Origin of the sequence: Streptomyces sp. DSM 15324, assembly GCF_001514285.1 — a bacterium.
Taxonomy (GTDB): Bacteria; Actinomycetota; Actinomycetes; order Streptomycetales; family Streptomycetaceae; genus Streptomyces.
Genome location: NZ_KQ949036.1, coordinates 97,603 through 121,645 on the forward strand (window position 1 = coordinate 97,603; position 24,043 = coordinate 121,645).

At 72.2% G+C, this 24,043-nt stretch carries 23 protein-coding genes; 14 read left to right on the top strand and 9 right to left on the bottom strand.

Annotation, left to right across the window (positions count from 1 at the left end; genetic code table 11):
• Window positions 1-20: 20 nt before the first annotated feature.
• Window positions 21-665 carry a MerR family transcriptional regulator gene (locus AQJ58_RS34390; protein WP_067257344.1) on the bottom strand — a complete coding sequence of 215 codons (645 nt, stop codon included), beginning with the start codon at window positions 663-665 and terminating at the stop codon, window positions 21-23.
• Between the two features lie 356 nt (window positions 666-1,021).
• Window positions 1,022-1,738 carry an IclR family transcriptional regulator NdgR gene (ndgR, locus tag AQJ58_RS34395; protein ID WP_055634332.1) on the bottom strand — a complete coding sequence of 239 codons (717 nt, stop codon included), beginning with the start codon at window positions 1,736-1,738 and terminating at the stop codon, window positions 1,022-1,024.
• Window positions 1,739-1,926: 188 nt separating this feature from the next.
• On the opposite strand from ndgR, the gene leuC reads away from it, so the two are divergent.
• The 4 genes from leuC (at window position 1,927) to AQJ58_RS34415 (ending at window position 5,250) form a co-directional block, all read left to right on the top strand.
• Window positions 1,927-3,354: a 3-isopropylmalate dehydratase large subunit gene (gene leuC / locus AQJ58_RS34400; protein ID WP_067257346.1), complete on the top strand. Its 1,428-nt coding sequence runs from the start codon at window positions 1,927-1,929 to the stop codon at window positions 3,352-3,354.
• 6 nt (window positions 3,355-3,360) lie between these two features.
• The gene (gene leuD / locus AQJ58_RS34405) at window positions 3,361-3,954 is read left to right on the top strand and encodes a 3-isopropylmalate dehydratase small subunit (protein WP_067257348.1); all 594 of its coding nucleotides are present in this window, start codon (window positions 3,361-3,363) and stop codon (window positions 3,952-3,954) included.
• Window positions 3,955-4,219: 265 nt separating this feature from the next.
• Window positions 4,220-4,450, top strand: coding sequence for an SCO5555 family protein (locus AQJ58_RS34410; protein WP_067257351.1), 231 nt, complete (start codon window positions 4,220-4,222; stop codon window positions 4,448-4,450).
• A gap of 137 nt (window positions 4,451-4,587) precedes the next feature.
• A complete protein-coding gene (locus tag AQJ58_RS34415) occupies window positions 4,588-5,250 on the top strand; it encodes an HU family DNA-binding protein (protein ID WP_067257354.1) in 663 nt (220 codons plus the stop codon).
• An 83-nt stretch (window positions 5,251-5,333) separates the two neighbouring features.
• Here AQJ58_RS34415 and AQJ58_RS34420 read toward each other — a convergent pair whose 3' ends face one another.
• Complete coding sequence (locus tag AQJ58_RS34420; protein ID WP_067257356.1) at window positions 5,334-5,537, bottom strand: hypothetical protein; 204 nt, start codon at window positions 5,535-5,537, stop codon at window positions 5,334-5,336.
• A gap of 9 nt (window positions 5,538-5,546) precedes the next feature.
• Entirely contained in the window at window positions 5,547-6,185 is a 639-nt protein-coding gene (cofC, locus tag AQJ58_RS34425) for a 2-phospho-L-lactate guanylyltransferase (RefSeq protein WP_067257359.1), read from the bottom strand.
• A gap of 192 nt (window positions 6,186-6,377) precedes the next feature.
• Between cofC and AQJ58_RS34430 the strand changes: the two genes are divergently transcribed.
• Genes AQJ58_RS34430 through AQJ58_RS34440 form a run of 3 tightly spaced genes read left to right on the top strand, consistent with a single transcriptional unit; the run spans window position 6,378 to window position 9,402 of the window.
• Window positions 6,378-7,178 carry a lysophospholipid acyltransferase family protein gene (locus AQJ58_RS34430; RefSeq protein ID WP_067257360.1) on the top strand — a complete coding sequence of 267 codons (801 nt, stop codon included), beginning with the start codon at window positions 6,378-6,380 and terminating at the stop codon, window positions 7,176-7,178.
• The gene (locus tag AQJ58_RS34435; protein WP_067257363.1) at window positions 7,175-8,185 is read left to right on the top strand and encodes an NAD(P)H-dependent glycerol-3-phosphate dehydrogenase; all 1,011 of its coding nucleotides are present in this window, start codon (window positions 7,175-7,177) and stop codon (window positions 8,183-8,185) included. Before AQJ58_RS34430 ends, AQJ58_RS34435 begins: the two co-directional genes overlap by 4 nt.
• A 59-nt stretch (window positions 8,186-8,244) precedes the next feature.
• The gene (locus AQJ58_RS34440; RefSeq protein WP_067257365.1) at window positions 8,245-9,402 is read left to right on the top strand and encodes a D-alanine--D-alanine ligase family protein; all 1,158 of its coding nucleotides are present in this window, start codon (window positions 8,245-8,247) and stop codon (window positions 9,400-9,402) included.
• An 81-nt stretch (window positions 9,403-9,483) separates the two neighbouring features.
• On the opposite strand, the gene AQJ58_RS34445 is transcribed toward AQJ58_RS34440, so the two are convergent.
• Complete coding sequence (locus AQJ58_RS34445) at window positions 9,484-9,996, bottom strand: DUF3515 domain-containing protein (RefSeq protein ID WP_067257367.1); 513 nt, start codon at window positions 9,994-9,996, stop codon at window positions 9,484-9,486.
• A 20-nt stretch (window positions 9,997-10,016) separates the two neighbouring features.
• Entirely contained in the window at window positions 10,017-10,250 is a 234-nt protein-coding gene (locus tag AQJ58_RS34450; protein WP_030793842.1) for an Lrp/AsnC family transcriptional regulator, read from the bottom strand.
• Between the two features lie 242 nt (window positions 10,251-10,492).
• Between AQJ58_RS34450 and AQJ58_RS34455 the strand changes: the two genes are divergently transcribed.
• Entirely contained in the window at window positions 10,493-11,461 is a 969-nt protein-coding gene (locus AQJ58_RS34455; protein WP_067257369.1) for a thiamine-phosphate kinase, read from the top strand.
• A 5-nt stretch (window positions 11,462-11,466) separates the two neighbouring features.
• Window positions 11,467-12,261, top strand: a complete 795-nt coding sequence (gene thiD / locus AQJ58_RS34460; protein WP_107122227.1) for a bifunctional hydroxymethylpyrimidine kinase/phosphomethylpyrimidine kinase — start codon at window positions 11,467-11,469, stop codon at window positions 12,259-12,261.
• Window positions 12,262-12,349: 88 nt separating this feature from the next.
• Here thiD and rpmB read toward each other — a convergent pair whose 3' ends face one another.
• A complete protein-coding gene (gene rpmB / locus AQJ58_RS34465; protein ID WP_003993230.1) occupies window positions 12,350-12,535 on the bottom strand; it encodes a 50S ribosomal protein L28 in 186 nt (61 codons plus the stop codon).
• 208 nt (window positions 12,536-12,743) lie between these two features.
• Here rpmB and AQJ58_RS34470 point away from each other — a divergent pair, with 208 nt between their 5' ends.
• Complete coding sequence (locus AQJ58_RS34470; RefSeq protein ID WP_067257372.1) at window positions 12,744-14,435, top strand: DAK2 domain-containing protein; 1,692 nt, start codon at window positions 12,744-12,746, stop codon at window positions 14,433-14,435.
• A 3-nt stretch (window positions 14,436-14,438) separates the two neighbouring features.
• Here the strand turns inward: AQJ58_RS34470 and AQJ58_RS34475 are convergent, their stop codons facing one another.
• Together AQJ58_RS34475 and AQJ58_RS34480 are read right to left on the bottom strand one after the other, a co-directional pair.
• A complete protein-coding gene (locus tag AQJ58_RS34475; RefSeq protein WP_067257374.1) occupies window positions 14,439-17,411 on the bottom strand; it encodes a methyl-accepting chemotaxis protein in 2,973 nt (990 codons plus the stop codon).
• Window positions 17,404-19,266: an HSP90 family protein gene (locus tag AQJ58_RS34480; protein ID WP_067257376.1), complete on the bottom strand. Its 1,863-nt coding sequence runs from the start codon at window positions 19,264-19,266 to the stop codon at window positions 17,404-17,406. The genes AQJ58_RS34475 and AQJ58_RS34480 overlap by 8 nt, the downstream gene beginning before the upstream one ends.
• A 167-nt stretch (window positions 19,267-19,433) precedes the next feature.
• On the opposite strand from AQJ58_RS34480, the gene recG reads away from it, so the two are divergent.
• From recG to AQJ58_RS34500, 4 genes are all read left to right on the top strand, one after another.
• Window positions 19,434-21,635 carry an ATP-dependent DNA helicase RecG gene (gene recG / locus AQJ58_RS34485; RefSeq protein ID WP_067257379.1) on the top strand — a complete coding sequence of 734 codons (2,202 nt, stop codon included), beginning with the start codon at window positions 19,434-19,436 and terminating at the stop codon, window positions 21,633-21,635.
• Between the two features lie 98 nt (window positions 21,636-21,733).
• Window positions 21,734-22,318, top strand: coding sequence for a 16S rRNA (guanine(966)-N(2))-methyltransferase RsmD (gene rsmD / locus AQJ58_RS34490; RefSeq protein WP_067257382.1), 585 nt, complete (start codon window positions 21,734-21,736; stop codon window positions 22,316-22,318).
• 26 nt (window positions 22,319-22,344) lie between these two features.
• Complete coding sequence (coaD, locus tag AQJ58_RS34495; protein WP_067257385.1) at window positions 22,345-22,824, top strand: pantetheine-phosphate adenylyltransferase; 480 nt, start codon at window positions 22,345-22,347, stop codon at window positions 22,822-22,824.
• A 58-nt stretch (window positions 22,825-22,882) separates the two neighbouring features.
• The gene (locus tag AQJ58_RS34500; protein ID WP_067257386.1) at window positions 22,883-23,965 is read left to right on the top strand and encodes a F0F1 ATP synthase subunit B; all 1,083 of its coding nucleotides are present in this window, start codon (window positions 22,883-22,885) and stop codon (window positions 23,963-23,965) included.
• The last annotated feature ends 78 nt before the right edge of the window (window positions 23,966-24,043 follow it).

The following is a 24,043-nucleotide window of genomic DNA, read 5'->3' on the forward strand; positions in this document are numbered from 1 at the left end:
GGCCTTCCGCGTGTCCGGCCTCACTCGAAGCCGTACCGCCGCGCCGACTCCTCCTCCTGGGCCAGCCGGTGCAGCGCCTGGAGGATCGGCTCGACCAGGACCGCGCTCAGCACCGCCGTCTCGATCCGCTCCGCCTCCGACTCCCGCGTCTCCACGAAATCCAGGTCCAGTACCGCCGCCCGGTGCATCAACTCCGCGTAGGACCTGAGCAGTTCGGCGTCCCAGTCGTAACCGAGGCGGCGCAGCGCGGCCACCGACACCACCAGTGAGCGATAGGCCGGGGAGATCGTGGTCAGCAGCCGGGCGTTCGTCCAGCCCAGGGTGCGCAGCAGGGTGTCCGCCTCCTGCCGGGCGGCCCGCACGTGCTCGTCCTCCGCGTCCGGCTCCGGGACCTGGGGGAGCGCCCACAGGGCCGCGCCGAGCCGGATTGTCCGGCCGAGGGAGTCGTCGTCGACGTGCCCGAGGACCTCCCGGACCGTGGCCACCGGGATCCGGCCCACCTGGATCATCGCCCGCACCAGCCGCAGCCGCCGCAGATGCCCCTCGTCGTACTCGGCGGTCGTGGCGTTGATCTGGCGGCCGGGCGGCAACAGGCCCTCGCGCAGGTAGTACTTGATCGTCGCCGTCGAGACCCCGCTGTGTCTGCTCAGCTCGGCCAGTCGCATCCCGTGCGCTCCTCCTTGGTCAGCGCCACTATCCAAACATGTCCGGAGCCGACCGAACCATCGCGGACGCGCAGGGGGACGTGGGCGCCTGCTCATCGGGAGCGCGTCCACGACGGGGACATGCCGGTGTTCGGGCCGCCGGCGGCGCACGGACAGGTGCGGTTGGCTGCGCGCGGGCGGTATGCGAAGGATCGGTTCGCCTGGCGCGCCTGGTCGTTCGGGGGGCGTGGTCGTATGGCGGGTGCGGGTGCGGGTGTGCGGGGGCTGGTCGCGCAGTTCCCCGCGCCCCTTCAGGTGGCGTACGTGCCGTCGGGAAGGGCTGCCGCGGCGTTGAGGCCGCCCTTCTCCTCCTGGCTTCAGCCGGTCCTGCGCAGCGCCTCCGACAGGCGGGCGGCCGCGTCGATGATCGCCTGGGCGTGCATCCGGCCCGGGTGGCGGGTCAGGCGCTCGATCGGGCCGGAGACCGAGACGGCGGCCACGACGCGGTTGGAGGGGCCGCGGACCGGGGCGGAGACGGACGCCACGCCCGGCTCGCGCTCGCCGATCGACTGGGCCCAGCCGCGGCGGCGGACGCCCGAGAGGGCCGTCGCGGTGAAGCGGGCGCCCTGCAGCCCGCGGTGGAGCCGCTCCGGCTCCTCCCAGGCCATCAGGATCTGCGCCGAGGAACCCGCCTTCATCGTGAGCGTGGAGCCGACCGGGACGGTGTCCCGCAGGCCGGACAGACGTTCCGCCGCGGCGACGCAGATGCGCATGTCGCCCTGGCGGCGGTAGAGCTGGGCGCTCTCGCCGGTCACGTCCCGCAGGTGGGTGAGCACCGGGCCCGCGGTCGCGAGGAGGCGGTCCTCGCCGGCCGCCGCGGCGAGCTCCGCGAGACGCGGACCGAGAATGAAACGGCCCTGCATGTCGCGCGCCACCATGCGGTGGTGTTCCAATGCCACGGCCAGCCGGTGGGCCGTGGGTCGTGCGAGTCCGGTGGCCGCGACCAGCCCCGCGAGGGTGGCCGGACCGGACTCCAGGGCGCTCAGGACAAGGGCTGCCTTGTCCAGAACGCCCACGCCGCTACTGTTGTCCATGAAACGATATTCCCGTCTCACTCTGTGAAACGCAAGTTCATTTTTCCGTGAGACGCGCAACCCTGGAGGCATGGCGGCCCGATGACCGACGGGCCTGGCGGCGGGTGCCCGGGAACAGGGGCCGAGGGCGTCGCCTCCACAAGATCTCTAGTTGGGCCGGTGCGTCATTGCCGGCCGGAGGGAAAGCGATGGGTAGGACACTCGCGGAGAAGGTCTGGGACGACCATGTCGTCCGGCGCGCCGAGGGCGAGCCCGACCTCCTCTTCATCGATCTGCACCTGCTGCACGAGGTGACCAGCCCCCAGGCGTTCGACGGGCTGCGCCAGAACGGCCGCCAGGTCCGCCGTCTCGACCTGACCATCGCGACCGAGGACCACAACACCCCGACCCTCGACATCGACAAGCCGATCGCCGACCCGGTCTCCCGCGCCCAGCTGGAGACGCTGCGCAAGAACTGCGCCGAGTTCGGCGTGCGGCTGCACCCGCTCGGTGACGTCGAGCAGGGCGTCGTCCACGTGGTGGGCCCCCAGCTGGGGCTGACCCAGCCGGGCATGACCGTCGTCTGCGGCGACTCCCACACCTCCACGCACGGCGCCTTCGGCGGCCTGGCGTTCGGCATCGGCACCTCGCAGGTCGAGCACGTGCTGGCCACCCAGACGCTGCCGCTGGTCCGCCCCAAGACCATGGCGATCACGGTCGACGGCGAGCTGCCCGACGGCGTCACCGCCAAGGACCTGATCCTGGCGATCATCGCGAAGATCGGCACCGGCGGCGGCCAGGGCTACGTCCTGGAGTACCGCGGCTCCGCCATCGAGAAGCTCTCGATGGAGGCCCGGATGACCATCTGCAACATGTCGATCGAGGCCGGCGCCCGCGCGGGCATGATCGCCCCCGACCAGACCACCTTCGACTACCTCGAGGGCCGTCCGCACGCCCCCAAGGGCGAGGACTGGGACGCCGCCGTCGCGTACTGGAAGACGCTGAGGACGGACGAGGACGCGGTCTTCGACGCCGAGGTCGTCATCGACGCCGCCGCGCTCTCGCCGTTCGTCACCTGGGGCACCAACCCGGGCCAGGGCGCGCCGCTTTCGGCGGACGTCCCCGACCCGGCTTCGTACGAAGACGCCTCGGAGCGCCTCGCCGCCGAAAAGGCCCTGGAGTACATGGGGTTGGAGGCCGGACAGCCGCTGCGCTCCATCAAGGTGGACACCGTCTTCGTAGGTTCCTGCACCAACGGCCGCATCGAGGACCTGCGCGCCGCCGCCGCGATCGTCGAGGGCCGCAAAGTCGCCGACGGCGTACGGATGCTGGTCGTCCCCGGCTCCGCCCGGGTGGGTCTGCAGGCCGTCTCCGAGGGCCTGGACGTGGTCTTCAAGGAGGCCGGCGCCGAATGGCGGCACGCGGGCTGCTCGATGTGCCTCGGCATGAACCCCGACCAGCTGGCCCCCGGCGAGCGCTCCGCCTCCACCTCCAACCGCAACTTCGAGGGCCGGCAGGGCAAGGGCGGTCGTACGCACCTGGTGTCGCCGCAGGTCGCGGCCGCCACGGCCGTCCTGGGCCACCTGGCCTCCCCGGCCGACCTGTCCTCCGACACCCCCGCGTCCGCTGGAGTCTGATCAGTCATGGAAGCATTCACCTCGCACACCGGCCGGGCCGTCCCGCTGCGCCGCTCCAACGTCGACACCGACCAGATCATCCCTGCTCACTGGCTCAAGAAGGTGACGCGGGACGGGTTCGAGGACGGACTGTTCGAGGCCTGGCGCAAGGACGGGGAGTTCATCCTCAACCGTCCCGAGCGGCAGGGCGCGACCGTGCTGGTCGCCGGCCCCGACTTCGGCACCGGCTCCTCCCGCGAGCACGCCGTCTGGGCGCTGCAGAACTACGGCTTCAAGACCGTGATCTCCTCCCGCTTCGCCGACATCTTCCGCGGCAACTCGCTGAAGAACGGCCTGCTCACGGTGGTCCTGGACCAGAAGATCGTGGACGCGCTGTGGGAGCTCACGGAGAACGACCCGCAGGCCGAGATCACCGTGGACCTCGAGTCCCGTGAGGTGCGCGCCCAGGGCGTCACCGCCTCCTTCGAGCTGGACGAGAACTCCCGCTGGCGGCTGCTGAACGGCCTGGACGACATCTCCATCACCCTCCAGAACGAGCCGGACATCGCCGCCTACGAGGCCAAGCGCCCCTCCTACAAGCCGAGGACGCTCCAGGTCTGATCCAAAGCCCCGGGGCAAGTCGAGTTTCGGCCAGCCCAACACCCCTCCTGTACCCCCGATCGGTCCGATCGGGGGTACAGCCGTGTCCGGGCCCGCAACCGACTCCGAACCCTCGGACTTCTTGCCAACTTCCCACGTTAGAGCGGTGATTGCCGGGGTACGCGCCCTCTGTGGACGCGACTTCCGTCGGTGCCGTGAGGGCCGTTCGAGGGGGCAGTTGCCCCCTGGGCGGGCGACAACTCGCCCCAGATGGCACAATCTGTGCATGGAACACGACGGCCAACTCGAGCTCTATACGGCGGTCGCGAACCAGCTCAAGGAAGCGCACACAACAGTGCGCGCACTGCAAGTCCCGGAGGGCGTACGGATGGCGCTGACCCGGAAGCTGCTGGTCATTACGGCCGCGGCCAAGCACGATCTCGCCGATGCGACAAGGCGTCTGGAGCGGTTCATGGCGGACCTCGACGAGGGGCGAATGCCCGAAGAGGAGCGTTGATCGCCTCCGGAACAGCCGACTTCGTTGCGGCACAAGGGTGATTAGCCCGTTTCGTGTTTGATTTGCGGTATATATCTGCCTAACGTGCGAAAAAGCTTGAACACTTTCGTTCTGGCGAGGTCTCCGAAGGGGAAGACGTGAACAAGGCGCAGCTCGTAGAAGCGATTGCCGACAAGCTGGGCGGCCGCCAGCAGGCCGCCGACGCGGTCGACGCGGTCCTGGACGCCATCGTCCGCGCGACCGTCGCCGGGGACCGGGTCTCGGTCACCGGCTTCGGTTCGTTCGAGAAGGTCGACCGGCCGGCCCGTTACGCTCGCAACCCCCAGACGGGCGAGCGTGTTCGGGTCAAGAAGACGTCCGTGCCGCGCTTCCGCGCAGGTCAGGGCTTCAAGGACCTGGTGAGTGGCTCCAAGAAGCTGCCGCGCGGCGGCGAGGTCGCCGTCAAGAAGGCCCCCAAGGGCAGCCTCACCGGCGGCGCCTCCGCCACGGTCAAGAAGGCCGCGGCGAAGAAGGCCACCACCAAGGCCGCCGCCGCGAAGAAGACGACCGCCGCGAAGAAGACCACGGCCGCCGCCGCGAAGAAGACCACGGCCGCCGCGAAGAAGACCACGGCCGCCGCCAAGAAGACGACCGCCGCGGCGAAGAAGACCGCTGCCGCCGCCAAGAAGACGACCGCCACCAAGTCGGCCGCCGCGAAGAAGACCACCCCGGCGACGAAGGCCACCGCCAAGAAGGCCCCGGCCAAGAAGTCGACCGCCCGCAAGACCACCGCCAAGAAGGCCACCGCCCGCCCGTCGTAGGACCGACGGCACCAAGGGCACTCACGCGCCGGGCCGGACTCCCTCACGGAGCCCGGCCCGCGGCGTGTTCAGGGGGCGGGCGCTCAGAAGGTCTGGAGCGTCACCAGGGTGATCCGCGGGCTCCCCTTCGGCCCCTCCACCTCGATCCGCACCCGCTGCCCCGGCCGCAGCAGCCGCAGCCCGCCCGCGTCGAACGCCGGCGCGTCGAAGGGCACCGGAGTGCCGTCGTCGAGCAGCACCTGCCCGCTGCGGGTGTCGGGGTCGTACGTGTATGCGGTCGCCTGCATGGGTCGAGCCTACTGCCCGATACCGAGCAGCCGCGCCGCCGCCGCGGCCGTCCGGGGACCCACCCCCAGCGCCAGCGCCGCGCGCAGGTCCGCGCCGGTGTCCACGTCCTGGCGCACCGAATCGACCGAGGCGAGCCGGAGTTCTTTCGCGCCCGACGCGTGATGACGGGCGCGGGAATCCGTGCCGAATGCGGGGAGCAATTCACGGTCCGCCGAGACGGCCAGCAGAGTGGTGCCGATTCCCGCCGCATCGGCGAGAAATGCGCGCGGGAATTCCGCCGCCGCATCGAGAACGCGCGCCAATTCCTCCGGGCGCAGTGCGGGGAGATCCGCGTTGAGCGCCGCGAGAGGAGTTCCGGGCCGCAGACGCCGTACGGCGGCGGCAGCGTGCGCGAGCGCCGCGTTCAGACCCGTGCGCGGCTCGTCGGGCACGATCCGGGCCCCCAGGGCGGCCAGCGCGTGCCCCGCCGGCTGGTCGTCCGTGACGACCACCACATCCCGTACGGCCGCGCAGGCCAGCGCCGCCGCCACCGTGTCCTCGGCGAACGCCAGGGCCAGCCCGGGGCGCAGCTCGTCCCCGGCTGTGTCCGCGAGCCTGCTCTTGGCCAGCGCCAAGGGCTTCAGGGGTATGACCAAGGTCCACTGCACCGGCGTACCGTCCCCTCTCCTGTCGCGGCCATTGTCACCCGGTCCATCGGCACGCCGACGCGTCGGGCGTACGGTGTTCTCGACAGACCGGCTGCCTGGGGCGACACTTGTGCGGCTCGCAGGCTCCGAGAGAAGCCCCGAGCGAAGTGCCGAGAGAAGTACCGGGAGAAGTCCCAGAGGGAAGGTGTCCGCGTGCCCCGCCGCAGAATCGGCTTCTGGTACCGCTTCGCAGCGGTCCTCTGCAAACCCTGGCTGGTGGTTCTGATCAAGCGGGACTGGCGCGGAATGGAGCACATTCCGGCCGAGGGTGGATTCATCACCGCCGTGAACCACAATTCACACGTCGACCCGTTCGCCTACGCGCACTACCAGTACAACACCGGACGGGTGCCGCGGTTCCTGGCGAAGAGCGGGCTCTTCAAGAAGGGGTTCGTCGGCGCCGCGATGCGCGGCACCGGGCAGATCCCCGTCTACCGCGAGTCCACGGACGCGCTGAGCGCCTTCCGGGCCGCGATCGACGCGGTGGAGCGCGGCGAGTGCGTCGCCTTCTACCCCGAGGGCACCATCACCCGCGATCCGGACCTGTGGCCCATGACGGCCAAGACGGGCGCCGCGCGGGTCGCGCTCCAGACCAAGTGCCCCGTGATCCCCGTCGCCCAGTGGGGCGCCAACGAGCTGCTGCCGCCGTACAGCAGCAAGCCGCACCTCTTCCCGCGCAAGACCCACCATGTGCTCGCGGGCCCGCCCGTGGACCTCACGCGCTTCTACGGCCAGGAGATGACCGCGGACGTCCTCAAGGAGGCCACGGAGGTCATCATGGCGGCCGTCACCCGCCAGCTGGAGGAGATCCGCGGCGAGAAGGCGCCCGAGACGCCCTACGATCCGCGCCAGGAGCGGATCGAGCAGCGGCGCCGCACCGAGGCGGAGACCGGCGCGCAGACCGCCGCCCAGACCGGTGCGCAGTCCAGTCACGAGGGGGAGAACAGCAAGTGAGCAAGTCCGTCAAGGCGGCCGTCTTCGGTACCGGATCCTGGGGGACCGCCTTCGGCACGGTCCTCGCCGACGCGGGCTGCGAGGTGACATTGTGGTCGCGCCGCCCCGAGCTCGCCGAGGCGGTCAACTCCACCCGGACCAACCCGGACTACCTGCCCGGCGTCGAGCTGCCCGAGAACCTCCGGGCCACCGCCGACGCGGCCGAGGCCGCCCGCGGCGCCGACTTCACCGTCCTCGCGATCCCCTCCCAGACCCTGCGCGCCAACCTCGCCGAGTGGACCCCGCTGCTCGCCCCGCACACCGTCCTCGTCTCCCTGATGAAGGGCGTCGAACTCGGCACGACCATGCGGATGAGCGAGGTCATCGAGGACGTCGCCAAGGTCGGCCGGGACCGCGTCGCCGTGGTCACCGGGCCCAACCTGGCCCGTGAGATCGCCTCCCGGATGCCGGCCGCGTCCGTGGTCGCCTGCACCGACGAAACCGTCGCCCGGACGCTCCAGACCGCCTGCCACACGCCGTACTTCCGCCCCTACACCAACACCGACGTGGTCGGCTGCGAGCTGGGCGGCGCGGTCAAGAACGTCATCGGCCTGGCCGTCGGCATCGCGGACGGCATGGGGCTCGGCGACAACGCCAAGGGCTCCCTCATCACCCGCGGGCTCGCCGAGACCACCCGCCTCGGTCTGGCGATGGGCGCCGACCCGCTCACCTTCGCCGGGCTCGCCGGTCTCGGCGACCTGGTGGCGACCTGCTCCTCACCGCTGTCCCGCAACCACACCTTCGGCACCAACCTCGGCAAGGGCATGACCCTCCAGGAGACCATCGCGGTCACCAAGCAGACCGCCGAGGGCGTCAAGTCCTGCGAGTCGGTGGCCGATCTGGCCCGCCGGCACGGTGTCGACATGCCCATCACCGAGACGGTCGTCGACATCGTCCACGAGGGCAAGCCGCCGGTCGTCGCGCTCAAGGAGCTGATGTCGCGCAGCGCGAAACCCGAACGACGCTGAGCGAACCCGGCGGGTGGCCGCTGACTCCCGGCCCTACCACCGGGTACTCTCAAGCCGATATGAGCACCGAGAACCTCCCCCAGAACCCCGAGCAGCCCCCGCGCAAGCCGCGGGTGGCCGTCGTGTCCGGTGGCCGCAGCTCCGAACACGGGATCTCCGTGGTCACCGCCGGCGCCGTCCTGAAGGCCATCGACCGGACCAAGTACGAGGTCCTGCCGATCGGCATCACCCGGGACGGGCGCTGGGCCCTCATCGCCGACGACCCCGAGCGCATGGCGATCACCGACCGCCGTACGCCCGACATCGAGGCGCTCGCCGAGTCGCAGGAGGGCGGCGTGGTGCTCCCCGTCGACCCGGCCAACCGCGAAGTCGTCTACAGCGAACCGGGATCGGTGCCCAAGGCGCTCGGCGAGGTCGACGTGGTCTTCCCCGTGCTGCACGGCCCCTACGGCGAGGACGGCACCCTCCAGGGTCTGCTGGAACTCTCCGGTGTCCCGTACGTCGGCTCGGGCGTGCTCGCCTCGGCCGTCGGCCAGGACAAGGAGTACATGAAGCGGGTGTTCACCTCCTTCGGGCTCAAGGTCGGCCCGTACGTGGTGATCCGGCCCCGCGAGTGGGAGCGGGACGAGTCCGCCGCCCGCAAGAAGATCGTGGACTTCGCCGGCGAGCACGGCTGGCCGCTGTTCGTGAAGCCCGCGCGCGCGGGTTCGTCGATCGGCATCACCAAGGTCGACGACCTGTCCGGCCTGGACGAGGCGATCGCCGAGGCGCAGCGCCACGACCCGAAGATCCTGGTCGAGGCGGCCGTACGGGGCCGGGAGATCGAGTGCGGGGTCCTGGAGTTCGAGGACGGCCCGCGGGCCTCCGTCCCGGCCGAGATCCCGCCGCCGGACGCGCACGCGTACTACGACTTCGAGGCGAAGTACATCGACTCCACGCCCGGCATCGTCCCGGCGCCGCTCACCCCGGAGGAGACCGCCGAGGTCCGCCGGCTCGCCGTGGACGCCTTCGAGGCGGCCTCCTGCGAGGGCCTGGTCCGCGCGGACTTCTTCCTCACGGAGGAGGGCGACTTCGTCATCAACGAGATCAACACCATGCCGGGCTTCACCCCGATCTCGATGTACCCGGCGATGTGGCAGGCGACGGGCATCGGCTACGAGGAACTGGTCGACCGGCTGATCCAGGCGGCGCTGCGCCGCTCCACGGGGCTCAGGTAGTCCACCGCAAGGGGTGCGGGGAGCTGCGCGAGCGACCCCGCACCGCCCGCCCCCGCCGCGCGACCGCGCCCCTCACGGCGCTCAGTCGGCGATCCCTTTCGGCACCTGCTTCTTGATCGCCGACGCCAGGTCGATCAGCACCGAAGAGCTGTCCGCGTCCTTCGGCACCGTCACCTCGACATAGGCGAGACGGCCGGCCGTGGTGAAGCGGTACCCCCCGCCGTCCCGCTTCTCCATCAGCCAGTCGACCCCGTTCACGCCGCCGGCCACCGCGTCCGCGTCCTGGCCCTGCGCCACCTTCGGGTCCACCATCTTCGGCGGCCGTTCCACACCGCAGCGCAGTATGATCGCCGGGTCCCCCCAGCCCGCGGTCAGTGCGGAGGCGGGCTCGGGATCCCGGCGGCCCCGGCCGTCCACCTTCGACGGCAGTGCCTCGTCCAGGTCGCGGCACAGCTTCACGGTCTTCGCCGTGGGACGGGGAACCGCCGCCGACGTGCCGCCGTCTGCCGAGGAGCAGCCCACGGCGGCGCAGAGCAGAACGAGCGCGGGCAGGCGGGCGGGCAGACCACCGGGCCGGTGACGGAAAAGGTTCACCGGCCAAGGGTAGACGGGGGCTACAGATGCACGACCGGACAGGTCAGGGTGCGGGTGATCCCGTCCACCTGCTGGACCTTGGCGACCACCAGTCTGCCGAGGTCGTCGACCGTGTCGGCTTGGGCCCGCACGATCACGTCGTACGGACCCGTCACGTCCTCGGCCTGGACGACCCCAGGAATCTTGCTGATCTCCTCGGCGACGGTCGACGCTTTGCCGACCTCCGTCTGGATCAGGATGTACGCCTGTACCACGGAACCTCCAGGGCGGCCACGAGGATCATGTGGGGAAAAGGAACGCCACGGTATCGCGTCGCCGCGTGCCACGGGGAGACCCGCGGGACGCACGGCCCCCGTGCCGGGGTGCAGGGATGGCAGAGGTTGACGGTCACGTCGGCCGTCCCGGTAGGGCGGGCCGTCTCGGCCCCCTCGACCGTATCGAGGACACTGGTGCTGCGCGACCGGGCACGGACAGGGACAGAAGGGGCGAAAGGGAAATGAAGGGCACTGTTGGTGAGCTCGGGGAGTTCGGGCTCATCAGGGAGCTCACCTCCCGTCTCACCACCACCTCCGCGGTGCGGGTCGGCCCCGGCGACGACGCCGCGGTGGTGGCCGCGCCCGACCGCCGAGTCGTGGCCAGCACCGACATCCTGCTGGAGGGCCGGCACTTCCGCCGGGACTGGTCCACGGCCTACGACGTCGGCCGCAAGGCCGCCGCCCAGAACCTGGCCGACATCGCCGCGATGGGCGCGGTGCCGACCGCGCTGCTGCTCGGCCTCGTCGTGCCCGCCGAGCTGCCGGTGACCTGGCCGAGCGAGCTGATGGACGGCATCCGCGACGAGTGCCAGGTGGCGGGCGCCTCCGTGGTCGGCGGCGATGTCGTACGGGGCGACATGATCATGGTGTCGATCACCGCGCTCGGCGATCTGCGCAACCAGGAGCCGGTCACCCGGGGGGGAGCCCAGCCCGGAGACCTGGTCGCGGTGACCGGCTGGCTCGGCTGGTCCGCCGCCGGGTACGCGGTCCTCTCCCGCGGCTTCCGCTCCCCCCGCGCCTTCGTCGAGGCCCACCGCCGCCCCGAACCGCCGTACCACGCGGGCCCGGCCGCGGCGGCCCTCGGCGCGACCGCGATGTGCGACGTCAGCGACGGACTGATCGCCGACCTCGGGCACATCGCCGAGGCCAGCAAGGTCCGCATCGACATCCGTTCCGGCGCCATCGACATCCCCACCCAGATGAACGACATCGGGTCGGCCGTCGGCGTGGACCCCATCCAGTGGGTGCTGACCGGGGGAGAGGACCACGCGATCGTGGCGACCTTCCCGCCGGACGTGAAGCTGCCCGCCCGCTGGAAGGTGATCGGCGAGGTCCTCAACCCCTCCGCGCTGCCCCAGGTGACCGTCGACGGGGCACCCTGGACCCGGCAGGGCGGCTGGGACCACTTCGGGGACATAGAAGGAGCGTGAGGACGGTGCGACCGCGCGTCCTCACGGTGGCCGGCTCCGACTCCGGCGGCGGCGCCGGCATCCAGGCCGACCTGAAGACCATGCTCGCGCTCGGCGTGCACGGCATGAGCGTCCTCACCGCCGTCACCGCGCAGAACTCCGTCGGAGTGCAGGGCGCCTGGGAGTTGCCCGCCGAGGCGGTGCGCGCCCAGTACCGCAGCGTCGTGGACGACATCGGCGTCCAGGCCGTGAAGACCGGCATGCTCGCCTCCGCCGAACTCGTCGACACCGTGGCGGCCCTCATCGCCGGCACCGACGCACCGGCCGTCGTGGACCCGGTGGGCGTCTCCAAGCACGGGGACCCCCTGCTCGCCGCGTCCGCCCTGGACTCCGTACGGACCCGGCTGCTCCCGGTGGCGACCGTCGCCACGCCCAACCTCGACGAGGTCGCCCAACTCACCGGGGTCCGCGTCGAGTCCGAGGAGCAGCTGAAGGAGGCCGCGGCGGCCGTCCTGGCGTACGGACCGCGCTGGGTGCTGATCAAGGGCGGCCACCTCCCCGGCGACGCCGTGGACCTGCTGACCGACGGCACCGAGGAGCACTGGCTGCGCGCGCCGCGCCACGACAACCGGCACACGCACGGCACGGGCTGCACCCTCGCCTCCGCGATCGCCTCCCACCTCGCCCGCGGCCGGTCCGTGCCGGAGGCCGTGACGGCCGCCAAGCGGTTCGTCACGGGCGCGATCGCCGCCGGTTTCCCGCTCGGCGCCGGCATCGGCCCCGTCGACCACGCCTGGTCCCTCACCCGCCGCGCGACCTAGGCCGCACGGGCACAGCAAGAAGCCGGCCCACACGAGGTGGACCGGCTCGTTGCGGCGAACCAGCAGTGGCCGCGCACTCAGCAGTGCGTCAGCGCGAGACCTTGCCGGCCTTGATGCACGAGGTGCAGGCGTTCACGCGCTTCGGCGTCCCGCCGACCACGGTACGCACACGCTGGATGTTCGGGTTCCAGCGGCGGGACGTACGGCGGTGCGAGTGCGAGATGTTGTTGCCGAAGCCCGGCCCCTTGCCGCAGACGTCGCAGTTGGCAGCCACGGGTCACTCCAAAGACTTCAGATGCACTTACGGTGGATCCCGGCATGCCGGGATCGAGATCACAGGATCAGAGATCTTGGTGGCGTAGCCAGGGGAATGGCCCGATCGGATCGGGCAACCGGAGCAGCATACAACGACTGCGCCAGTAGAACGAAACTACCACGGCTGCTCTACGCTGCGTGCAGTCCAGCAGCTCAGGGAGGCGCAGGTGGCGCAGGTGCCGCAGACATTCTTCGATGCTCTCGCGGTGCGCACCTGGTGCTCGCTCGCGCTCACGGCGCTGGGCCGCGCGCGCGAGGAGATCGACGCGATCAACGTCTACCCCGTCGCGGACGGCGACACCGGCACCAACCTCTATCTGACCGTCGAGTCCGCCACGACCGCCGTGGAGGCCGTGTTCGCGGGGTACGAGACCGCTCCGGCGGCCGTGCGCAGTCCGTCCCTCGCCGACGCCGCGCACGCGATGGCGCACGGCGCGCTCATAGGGGCGCGCGGGAACTCGGGGACGATCCTCGCCCAGCTCCTGCGCGGCATGGCCCAGGTCCTCGCCGACGAAGGTGAGACCTCTCACACCGACGCGGACCGGCTGCGGCTGGCCCTGCGGCGCGCCGCCGACTCCGCCCGCCAGGCCGTCGTCCACCCCGTCGAGGGCACGGTCCTGTCCGTCGCCTCGGCCGCCGCCGACGCCGCCGAGGGCAGCGGGGGCGACTGCGGGACCGTCGCCCGTGCCGCCTACCGGGGGGCGTGCGCGGCCCTGGCCGCGACCCCGGCCCAGCTCACCGTCCTGGAGCACGCCGGGGTGGTCGACGCCGGCGGACGGGGGCTGGTCGCCGTCCTCGCGGCCCTGGTGGAGACGTTCACGGGCGAGGCGCCGGTCCTCTCACCGGCGCTCCCCGCGGGCGGGACGCCCGCGCGGGAGGAGGCCGGTCCACAGGCGGCCACCGCGGACTGCGCCGACGCACCGGGCGGCGCGGACGGCCCCGCCTTCGAGGTGATCTACCTCCTGGAGGCCGAGGAGCCGGCCGTCGCCCGGCTCCGGCAGCGGCTGGACGCCCTCGGGGACTCCCTGGTCGTGGTCGGCGGCGACGGCCTGTGGAACGTCCACGTCCACGTGGACGACGCGGGCGCCGCCGTCGAGGCCGGCGTCGAGGCCGGACGGCCGTACCGCATCCGCATCACCCACTTCGGCGCCGGTGACGCCCACGCGCGCGGGGGCGAACGCCTGGTCCGCGAGCGCGTCCAGCGGGCCGTCGTCGCCGTCGTGCCCGGCGAGGGCCTGGCCGGGCTGTACACCGAGGCCGGCGCGACCACCGTCCTCGCCCGTCCCGGGGAGCCGCCCGCCAGCGGGGAACTGGTGGAGGCCGTACGACGGGCCCACGCGCGCGAGGTCGTCCTGCTGCCCAACGACGCCGAGCTGCGCCACACCGCCGCCGCGGCCGCCGAACAGGCCCGCTCGGAAGGCATCCGGGTGGCCCTGATCCCCACCCGCTCCGCGGTCCAGGGCATCGCCGCGCTCGCCGTCCACGAAGCGGACCGCCGCTTCGACGAGGACGTCGTCTCCATGACCTCCGCGGCCGGCGCCACCCGCTACGCGGAGGTCGCCGTCGCCGAACGCCAGTCGTGGACGATGGCCGGCATCTGCCAGGCCGGGGACGTCCTCGGGCTCATCGACGGCGACGTCGCCGTCATCGGCGCCGACGTCACCGCCACCGCCGAGAGGACCCTCGACCGCATGCTCTCGGCGGGCGGCGAGCTGGTCACCCTGGTGCTCGGCGACGACGCCCCCGAAGACATCGCCGACCACCTGGAGAGCCGGGTGCGGGAGGCCTACCTCGCCGTCGACACGGTCGTCTACCGCGGCGGACGGCAGGGCGCGCTGCTGCTGATCGGCGTCGAGTAACCGCTACGCGCCGGACTCGTCGCCCTGCTCCAGCGCCACCTGCAACAGCTGCTCCGCCTCGGCCCGCCGGCCCGCCACCGTCCCGTCCTCGTGCCCCCGGCCGTCGCCCTCCCCGGTCTCGTCGTCGTCCGCCCGCGCGTAGGCCCGCAGCACCGCACGCGCGCGTGCCGCCGCCTCCGCCGGCCGCCCCAGATCGGCCTCCAGCCAGCCCGCGGCCAGCTCCGCCCCGGTCCGCGCGTGCACCGCGTCGCCGTCCAGCGCGACGAACACCGCCACCGCCTCGGCCATCTGCGACAACGCCTCCTCCAGGGCGCCCCGGATCGAGTCGTCGTCCGCGTCCTCCGCCGCCGAGCGGGCCAGCAGATCGCCGAACTGACGGTGGGTGTGCCCGAGTTCGGCGACCAGCCGCAGCCGCGCCTCCTCGTCGTCCTGCGCCGCGGCGAGCGCGTCCACGCACTCCTCCACCGCGCCGGCCATCAGCGCCCGCGCCCCCTCCGTCCCGTCCTCGGTGCGCAGCGCCAGCCACGCGCGGGCGCGCAGCGCACGCACCAGCCCGTGCACATGGCCCAGAGCACGCCACAGCTCCCCCGCGCGCGCGTACGCCCGGTCCGCCTCCTCGTGCAGCCCCGCCTGGCCCAGGGACTCGGCGGCCAGATGCGCGAGCGTCGCGTGGTCGTGCTGCTCGGGCCAGTGCCGGGCGATCTCCGCCGCCTGGAGCCGGCGCTCGGCGGCGTCCCGGTGCTCGCCCAGCTCGCTCAGACAGTCACCCAGCCACCACTGCGTCTGGACGACCGCCCCGTCACCGTGCGTCTCCTCCCGCAGATCCGCCAGCGCCGACTCCAGCACCTCCGCGGCCTCCGCCCAGCGCCCGAGCCGGACCAGATACCCGCCGAGCTGGTGCCGCGCCCAGGCACCGAGCGTCGGGCCCTCGCCCGCCTCGTCGGCCCAGTGCGCCGCCTCCAGGGCGTGCTCCGCGGCCTCCTCCGCCTGCCCCCGCTCCCCGACCACCTCGGCGAGCTGCAGATGCAGCTGGGCCCGCCCGACCGGCTCCAGCACGGGCCCGCCGTGCTCCAGGGCCGCCCGCAGCGCCCGCTCCGCCTCCGCCATGTCGCCCAGATGGTGCGCGAGACCCGCCAGCCGGGCCTCGTACTCACAGGCGAACCACGGCAGCCCCGCCCCGGTGAACTCCGCGGCGGCCCGCGCGAACAACCGCGCGCCCGCCTCGACGTCCCCGGAGTGCGTGGCCAGCTCCCCGAGCATCGCGTGCCCCTCGGCGAGCCGCGCCGTCAGCCGGACGTCGTCCCCGGTGCGGCCCTCGACCAGCGCGAGCAGCTCCCGTACGGCCGCCTCCGCCTCCCCCAGCACCGTCTCCGCCATCGGCCCGTCGGCCTCGTGGACCCGCCGCATCAGGATCCGCGCCCGCGCCATCAGCACCCCGGCCGCCTGCCGCACCTGCGTGCCGCCCTCGGCGTACAGCGCGAGCACGTCGTCGTACGGCCCCGCCACCGCCGCGAGCGCCTCGTCGACGTCCTCACCGGCGAGCGCACGGACGTACGCCCCACGCGCGCGTGCCGCCAGCGCCTCCCCGGGGTCCTCCGCCTCCGCGTACAGCCCCGCGGCCCGCTCGAACGTTTCCGCACCCCGCGGGCCCAGCGCGATCGCCTCGTGCTCGGCGATCTCCGCGCGGTCGCGCGCGTCCAGCACGACCCCCTCCGCGGCCTCCGCGACCGCCGCCCACGCCTCCACGGCCTCGGGCCGCAGCGTGTCCGACAACCGCCGCGCCTCGGCGAGCAGCTCGGGCAGACCGGACCCCACCGGCTCCGCCGCCTCGGCCGGCGCCGGCGCGCCCACCGCGACCGGCCGCACCGCACGCACCCCCAGCGGCAGCCGCTCCACCAGCGGACGCTGCGCCATCCGCGCCCGCGCCCGCTCACCGACGTACGCCGTGCCGTTGCGCTCGTCGAACCGCGCCGCCAGCTCCAGCGCCTCCGCGCGCGCGTGGGCGGCCAGTTCACCGGCCGTCCACTCCCGCCCGGCCGGACCGGGCACCCGCTGCCCGCCCAGACCGAGTTCCGCCAGCCGCTCCGTCAGCAGCACCACGACACACAGGAAGTCCAGCTTGCTGCGCGGATGCCCGTCGTCCGTGAAGTACGCCGGCCGCTCCGCCAGCAGCTCGAGCCCCCGTGCCTCGTTCCCCGTCAGGGCGCAGAACTCGACGTGATCGGCGTACGCGCCCCGCATGCTCTCCATCGGCCGCACCAGCCGGAAGCCCCGCAGATGGTGGGCGCGCGCCTCCTCCAGCCGCCCCAGCCGCAGCAGCGGCACCAGCGACGAGGCCAGCACCGTGTGCGGCTCGTGCGCACAGGCGTACTCGCCCTCCAGGACCGGCGCCCACACCCGCAGCGCCTCCTCGTCCCGGCCCCGCTCCGCCTGCCACCAGCCCTGGCCGTGCAGCTCGCACGCGTGACAGTCCGCCATCGCGTCCCGGTCCGCGGCCAGCCACGCGGCGAACGCCCGCTCCGCACGCGGGACGTCCCCCACGTGCGCGGCCACACTGAACTCGGCACTGCGCACCGCCCGCTCCGAGTGCCCGGCGAGCCGGTAGCGGTGCTCCATCTCGCCCAGCCACTTCTCCACGGACGCCAGCGGGACGTGCGGCTGGTCGAGCATCCCGGCCGACATCCACTTGAAGACCCAGTGCAGCGCATGCGTCTCGTGGTCGTCGAAGTCCCCGGGCCGCTCGTCCCACAGGCGCAGCAGCCGCGCGAACGGGACGAACATCTTGTCCTTCTCGGAGCTGTAGTTGTAGACCTTCAGCTGGTGCCCGAGCGCCTCGATCACCGCCAGCGGGATGTTCAGCTTCTCGGCCTCCGCCAGCAACTGCTCCGCACGCGCGTTGCGCGCCGGCCCCTCCGGCTGCTCGCCGTTCTCCGCCATCGCCCGGCGGAGCGCATCGAAGTCCCTGATCTCACTCATCGGTGGTCGTCCTCCCCGTGTGCGGACCCCCGTGTGCGGACCCCCCGTGCGTGGCCCATTCCAGAAGGCCGATGAACGCCCGGTTCAACAAGGCCGAGTCCGCGGGCCTGAGCGGCCGCTGCGCCATCAGCAGCGCCTGCCCGTACAGGGACTCCGCGGCGGTGCCGATCAGTTCCGCCTCCCGCAGCGAACTGATCCGCCGGATCAGCGGGTTCAGATGGTTCAGCACCAGACGCGCGCGTGGGGCGCCGCCGCGCAGCGAGCCCAGGATGCCCGCCCACAGATCGTCCGCCTGCGCCTCGGCCTCCGCCCGCGCCTGTTCGTGCCGTGCCGCCCGGTCGTCCAGGTGCAGCGCGGGCACGGACAGCGGATGGAACGCCCGCAGGACGACGTCGCAGCCCAACGGGTCCAGCTTCGCCCGCGCGGCCGCCATGAACCCCGCCAGCGCCAGCTCCTCCGCCGGGTCCACCGCGTCCAGGTGCGCCGTCACCGTGTCCGCGTCCAGCTCGGCGACCACCGTCCCCGGCCGTACCGACGGCAGCGCCTCGACCAGCTCGCTGTCGTACGTGTAACCGCCGTTGACCACACCGACGCCCTGCGCGGCCGCGATCGGCGCCACCTGCCGGTACTCCTCCACCGTCCGCGTGAAGTGCACCACCGGGTGCCGCTGCGCGAACTCCTCCAGCGACAGCGGCCCGTCGCTCGTCTCGAACGGCAGCCACGGCAACATGGTCCGCAGCATCTCCGCATCGTGCCGGGCCAGCGACTTCACCCCCAGGTGGTGCACGGCCAGGAACGCCGAGAGCCGCTCCGGATCACCCGCCGCGAGCCCCGTCAACCAGGACCGGATCCGCTCCCCGAGCGCCTCCCGCACGGCGGCCAGCGTCTCGTCCTCGTACAGCGCCTCGCGCGAGGCCGTCGGCCGCAGGCTGTCCGTGTCGAGGACACAGCGCACGAAGAACGCCCAGTCGGGCAGCAGCTGTTCGGCCCGTTCGGTCAGCAGCATGCCCTTCAGGTGCACCCGGTGCGCCGCCCGCTGGGCCGGGCTCACGGCCGCCGGCAGCACGTACGCCACCCCGCGGATCCCCGCCAGCGGTACGTCCAGATCGATCGTGTCCAACGGCGTGAACCCGAACAACCCGTGGCAGTGCCGCGCCAGCGCCACCCGCCGGTTCGCGGGGGAGGGGTACGGCCGGTCCCAGGGCGCCGGCAGATCGGTGACCGCCTCCTCGCCCACCCGGACGTCGTAGGGCAGCAGCGAGCCGAAGTCCCGCGCCAGCCTCAGCACACGCTCCTCGGTGAGCCACTCCCCGGCCCCGGCGCGCGCCACCAGCTGCACGGTGGTGCCCGGCTCGGGCCGCTCGTCGTGGGGCAGGGTCCGCACGGTGTACGAACCGTCGTCGCGCGCCGTCCACTCCACCGGCGGCGCGGCGGGCGTACGGGCACTGCGGCTGACCACCCGGATCCGCTCGGCGACCACGAAACAGGCCAGCAGCCCGATGCCGAACTGCCCGAGGAAGTCGGACCGCGCCTCCTGGAGGCCCTCCGCCCGCTTGGAGCTGCGCCCGATGGTCGCCAGCAGGTCGTGCACATCGGCCTCGGTGAGCCCGATGCCGGAGTCCTCCACCCGCAGGGTCCCGCCCGAGGCGTACAGCCTGACCCGCGCCGGGGCGCCGGGCTCCTCGGCCCGCCGGGCGGTGATGGCGTCCACGGCGTTCTGCAGCAGCTCCCGCAGATAGACCCTGGGGCTGGAGTAGAGGTGATGGGACAGCAGGTCCACCAGACCACGCAGGTCGACCTGGAACGTGTGAGGTGACGGTGATGCCTGGGATGACTGTGAGGTCTGGGAGTCCATCGCTGCAGCGCCGCGAAGTGGGGACGAGCACGGCGCGGGGTCGGGCGGTCCCGGTGGGGCGGTGACCGCGGATGATGGCCGGAGGCGCGTCATCCTAGAGCCCGAACGAGCCGTCTGACCAGGTGTTTCAGGACACGTATCGAGCAATGTCAGTGGCGTGGTGTGCAATGGATCCCGTGCCCGCACTCGAAGAACCACTGAAAAAGGTGCTCGGCCCACCTACCGCGAAGGTGATGGCCGAGCACCTCGGCCTGCACACCGTCGGCGACCTCCTGCACCACTATCCCCGCAGATACGAGGAGCGCGGCCAGCTCACCCACCTCGCCGACCTCCCCATGGACGAGCACGTCACGGTGGTCGCCATGGTTGCCGACGCCCGCCTGCACTCCTTCGCCTCGGCCAAGGCCCCCCGCGGCAAAGGGCAACGGCTGGAAGTCACCATCACCGACGGCAGTGGCCGAGTCCAACTGGTCTTCTTCGGCAACGGCGTCCACAAACCCCACAAGGACCTCCTGCCGGGCACCCGGGCGATGTTCGCCGGCAAGGTCTCCCTGTTCAACCGCCGTGTCCAGCTGATGCATCCGGCGTACGAACTGCTCCGCGGCGACACCGACGAGTCGGTGGAGACCTGGGCGGGCGCCCTGATCCCCCTCTATCCGGCGACCGCCAAACTGGAGTCCTGGAAGATCGGCAAGGCGATCCAGACCGTCCTGCCCAGCGCCCAGGAGGCCGTCGACCCGCTTCCGCCCGCCCTGCGCGAGGGCCGCGGCCTGGTCACCCTCCCCGAGGCCCTCCTCAAGATCCACCGCCCCCACACCAAGGCCGACATCGCCGACGCCCGCGCCCGCCTCAAGTGGGACGAGGCCTTCGTCCTCCAGGTCGCCCTGGCCCGCCGCCGGCACGCCGACGGCCAACTCCCGGCCGTCCCGCGCCGACCGTCCCCCGACGGCCTCCTCACGGCCTTCGACGACCGCCTCCCCTTCACCCTCACGGAGGGCCAGCGGAAGGTCTCCGCGGAGATCTTCGACGACCTCGCCACCGCCCACCCGATGCACCGCCTGCTCCAGGGCGAGGTCGGCTCCGGGAAGACGCTGGTGGCCCTGCGCGCCATGCTCGCCGTCGTCGACGCCGGGGGGCAGGCCGCCATGCTGGCGCCCACCGAGGTGCTCGCCCAGCAGCACCACCGCTCGATCGTGGAGATGATGGGCGAGCTGGCCGAGGGCGGCCTGCTGGGCGGTGCCGAGCAGGGGACCAAGGTCGTGCTGCTCACCGGCTCCATGGGCGCCGCCGCCCGCCGCCAGGCCCTGCTCGACCTGGTCACCGGCGAGGCCGGCATCGTCATCGGCACGCACGCGCTCATCGAGGACAAGGTCCGGTTCCACGACCTGGGCCTGGTCGTGGTCGACGAACAGCATCGCTTCGGCGTCGAACAGCGCGACGCCCTGCGCGGCAAGGGCAAGCAGCCCCCACACCTCCTCGTCATGACCGCCACGCCCATCCCGCGCACCGTCGCGATGACCGTCTTCGGCGATCTGGAGACCTCCGTCCTCGACCAACTCCCGGCCGGCCGCTCGCCCATCGCCAGCCATGTGGTCCCCGCCGCCGACAAACCCCACTTCCTGGCCCGCGCCTGGGAACGGGTCCGCGAGGAAGTGCAGAACGGCCATCAGGCGTACGTCGTCTGCCCCCGCATCGGGGACGAGGAGGACGACCCGAAGAAGGCCCGCAAGCCCGCGGCGGACGAGGCCGACAAGCGCCCCCCGCTGGCCGTCCTGGAGGTGGCCGACCAGCTCTCCAAGGGCCCTCTGCACGGCCTGCGCGTCGAAGTCCTCCACGGCCGTATGCCCCCCGACGACAAGGACGCGGTCATGCGCCGCTTCGCCGCCGGGGAGACTCACGTCCTGGTCGCCACGACCGTCATCGAGGTCGGCGTCAACGTCCCGAACGCCACCGTCATGGTGATCATGGACGCCGACCGGTTCGGCGTCTCCCAGCTGCACCAGCTCCGCGGCCGCGTCGGCCGGGGCTCCGCCGCCGGTCTCTGCCTCCTGGTCACCGAGACGCCCGAGGCGGGCCCCGCCCGCCAGCGGCTGAACGCCGTCGCCTCCACCCTCGACGGCTTCGAGCTCTCCCGCCTCGACCTCGAACAGCGCCGCGAGGGCGATGTCCTCGGCCAGGCCCAGTCCGGCGCCCGCACCTCCCTGCGGGTCCTCGCCGTGATCGAGGACGAGGAGGTCATCGCGGAGGCGAGACAGGAGGCGGTGGAGATGGTGGCGGCGGATCCGGAGCTGACGGGACTTCCCGGTCTGCGGACGGCCCTGGACGCCCTCCTGGACGAGGAGAGGGAGCAGTACCTGGAGAAGGGCTGACGGGCAGTTCCGGTCAGCGGCGCGGGGACCTGCGCGAGCAACCACGACGTACCTGCTGCCAGACTGAATCCGAAACCACCCCGGACCAAGGACCAAAGATGACCCGCGTGATCGCCGGCGCAGCCGGCGGACGTCGCCTCGCCGTACCCCCGGGCACCGGAACCCGCCCCACCTCGGACCGCGCGCGAGAGGGCCTGTTCTCCACCTGGCAGTCCCTCCTCGGCGGCCCCTTGAACGGCGAACGCGTCCTGGACCTCTACGCCGGCTCCGGCGCCGTGGGCCTGGAGGCCCTTTCCCGCGGCGCCGGGCACACCCTTCTGGTGGAGGCCGACGCCAAGGCCGTCCGCACGATCCGCGAGAACGTGCGGAACCTCGCCCTCCCCGGCGCCGAGGTCCGTGCGGGCAAGGCGCACCAAGTGATCCAGACGGCGCCCACGGAGCCGTACGAACTCGTCTTCCTGGACCCGCCCTACGCCGTCACGGACGACGATCTTCGGGAGATACTCCTCACACTCCGCTCGTTCGGCTGGCTCGCGCCCCAGGCGCTCGTCACCGTGGAGCGCAGCACCAGAGGCGGGGAGTTCGGCTGGCCGGACGGTTTCGAAGCGCTCCGGGCCCGTCGTTACGGCGAGGGAACGTTTTGGTACGGTCGCGCCGCCTCTACGTGCGAAGACGCACGATGACCGGACCGGAGAGCGAGGGATCACAAGTGCGCCGCGCCGTCTGTCCCGGGTCGTTCGACCCGATCACCAACGGACACCTCGACATCATTTCCCGCGCCTCCCGTCTCTATGACGAGGTCTACGTCGCGGTCATGATCAACAAGTCCAAGAAGGGCCTCTTCGAGGTCGACGAGCGGCTCGACCTGATCCGTCAGGTCACCGCCGAGTACGGCAACGTACGGGTCGAGGCCTTCCACGGCCTGCTCGTCGACTTCTGCAAGCAGCGCGACATCCCCGCCATCGTCAAGGGGCTGCGCGCGGTCAGCGACTTCGACTACGAGCTGCAGATGGCCCAGATGAACAACGGGCTGTCCGGGGTCGAGACGCTCTTCGTCCCGACCAACCCCACCTACAGCTTCCTGTCCTCCTCCCTGGTCAAGGAAGTGGCCACCTGGGGCGGCGACGTCTCGCACCTGGTCCCGCCGCTCGTCCTCGACGCTCTCAACGAGCGCCTGCGCAAGGACTGATGGGGCTACAGTCGTCCCGTCCGTCTCCAACACAGCTGTAGAGAGTGGCGAGCACCCGGTGGACGTACAGAAGAAGCTCGACGAGATCGTCACGGCGGTCTCCAGTGCCCGGTCGATGCCCATGTCGGCCTCGTGCGTGGTCAACCGCGCCGAGCTGCTCGCCCTGCTCGAAGAGGTGCGCGCGGCCCTGCCCGACTCGCTCGCCCAGGCCCAGGAGCTGATCGGCGACCGCGACCAGATGGTCGAGCAGGCCCGCCAGGAGGCCGACCGGATCATCTCCACCGCGCACGTCGAGCGCGGCTCGCTGATCTCCGACACCGAGATCGCCCGCCGTTCCCAGGCCGAGGCCGACCGGATCCTCGCCGAGGCCCGCCGGGAGGCCGAAGAGGTCCGCGCGGAGGCCGACGACTACGTCGACTCCAAGCTCGCCAACTTCGAGGTCGTCCTCACCAAGACCATCGGCTCGGTGGGCCGGGGCCGCGAGAAGCTCCTCGGCACCGGTCCCGGGCTGGACGAGCAGGGCTACGAGGACGAGGACGCCCCCGAGCGCAGCCACGACCCCGAGACCCTGCGCCGGGACGCCGACACCTACGTCGACGCCAAGCTGGGCGCCTTCGAGGCCGTCCTCACCAAGACCCTGGAAGCCGTCGGCAAGGGCCGGCAGAAACTGCACGGGCGGATCGCCAGCGACGACCTCGGGGCGCTCGCCGACGACAACACGACCTTCCAGCACTCCTCCGACGCCGACTACCTCGCCGACCTCGCGGCCCTCGCCGAGCAGGACAACGCGGCCGCGGCCGCGGCCGGACAGGGGACGGGGCAGCCGTCGTACGAGGAACAGCCGGTCGCCTACGCCTACCCGCAGCAGGACCAGTACGGCTACGACCAGACGTACGCCCAGCCGGACCCCTACGGATACCAGCAGGCGGACCCCTACGCGGTGGCGTCCTACCAGGGCTACGACGCCCAGCAGACCGGCTACGACCCGCACCAGCAGTCCCACCAGCCCCAGGCGGCCCAGCAGGCCCAGCAGGCCCAGCAGGCCCCGCAGTCCTACGCCCTCGACGAGACCAGCCTCTTCGACACGGGCATGATCACTCCGGAGCAGCTGCGCGCCTACGAACAGGGCCGCGGCCTCTAGAGCCACCCGGATTGGGCTGTGGGCGAAAGCTCCAGTATCCTGGCTCTTCGGTCGCGAGTACGTCCGCGATCTCCGCTG

What these genes read in the sequence shown, in the direction of transcription:
- AQJ58_RS34440 (WP_067257365.1), top strand. Translation starts at nt 8,245, where the DNA reads ATGAGCACCGAGAACCTCCCCCAGAACCCCGAGCAGCCCCCGCGCAAG.
- AQJ58_RS34480 (WP_067257376.1), bottom strand. Translation starts at nt 19,266, where the DNA reads ATGGACTCCCAGACCTCACAGTCATCCCAGGCATCACCGTCACCTCAC.
- AQJ58_RS34420 (WP_067257356.1), bottom strand. Translation starts at nt 5,537, where the DNA reads ATGCAGGCGACCGCATACACGTACGACCCCGACACCCGCAGCGGGCAG.
- rsmD (WP_067257382.1), top strand. Translation starts at nt 21,734, where the DNA reads ATGACCCGCGTGATCGCCGGCGCAGCCGGCGGACGTCGCCTCGCCGTA.
- ndgR (WP_055634332.1), bottom strand. Translation starts at nt 1,738, where the DNA reads ATGGACAACAGTAGCGGCGTGGGCGTTCTGGACAAGGCAGCCCTTGTC.
- recG (WP_067257379.1), top strand. Translation starts at nt 19,434, where the DNA reads ATGGATCCCGTGCCCGCACTCGAAGAACCACTGAAAAAGGTGCTCGGC.
- AQJ58_RS34390 (WP_067257344.1), bottom strand. Translation starts at nt 665, where the DNA reads ATGCGACTGGCCGAGCTGAGCAGACACAGCGGGGTCTCGACGGCGACG.
- AQJ58_RS34410 (WP_067257351.1), top strand. Translation starts at nt 4,220, where the DNA reads ATGGAACACGACGGCCAACTCGAGCTCTATACGGCGGTCGCGAACCAG.
- leuC (WP_067257346.1), top strand. Translation starts at nt 1,927, where the DNA reads ATGGGTAGGACACTCGCGGAGAAGGTCTGGGACGACCATGTCGTCCGG.
- leuD (WP_067257348.1), top strand. Translation starts at nt 3,361, where the DNA reads ATGGAAGCATTCACCTCGCACACCGGCCGGGCCGTCCCGCTGCGCCGC.
- AQJ58_RS34455 (WP_067257369.1), top strand. Translation starts at nt 10,493, where the DNA reads ATGAAGGGCACTGTTGGTGAGCTCGGGGAGTTCGGGCTCATCAGGGAG.
- AQJ58_RS34475 (WP_067257374.1), bottom strand. Translation starts at nt 17,411, where the DNA reads ATGAGTGAGATCAGGGACTTCGATGCGCTCCGCCGGGCGATGGCGGAG.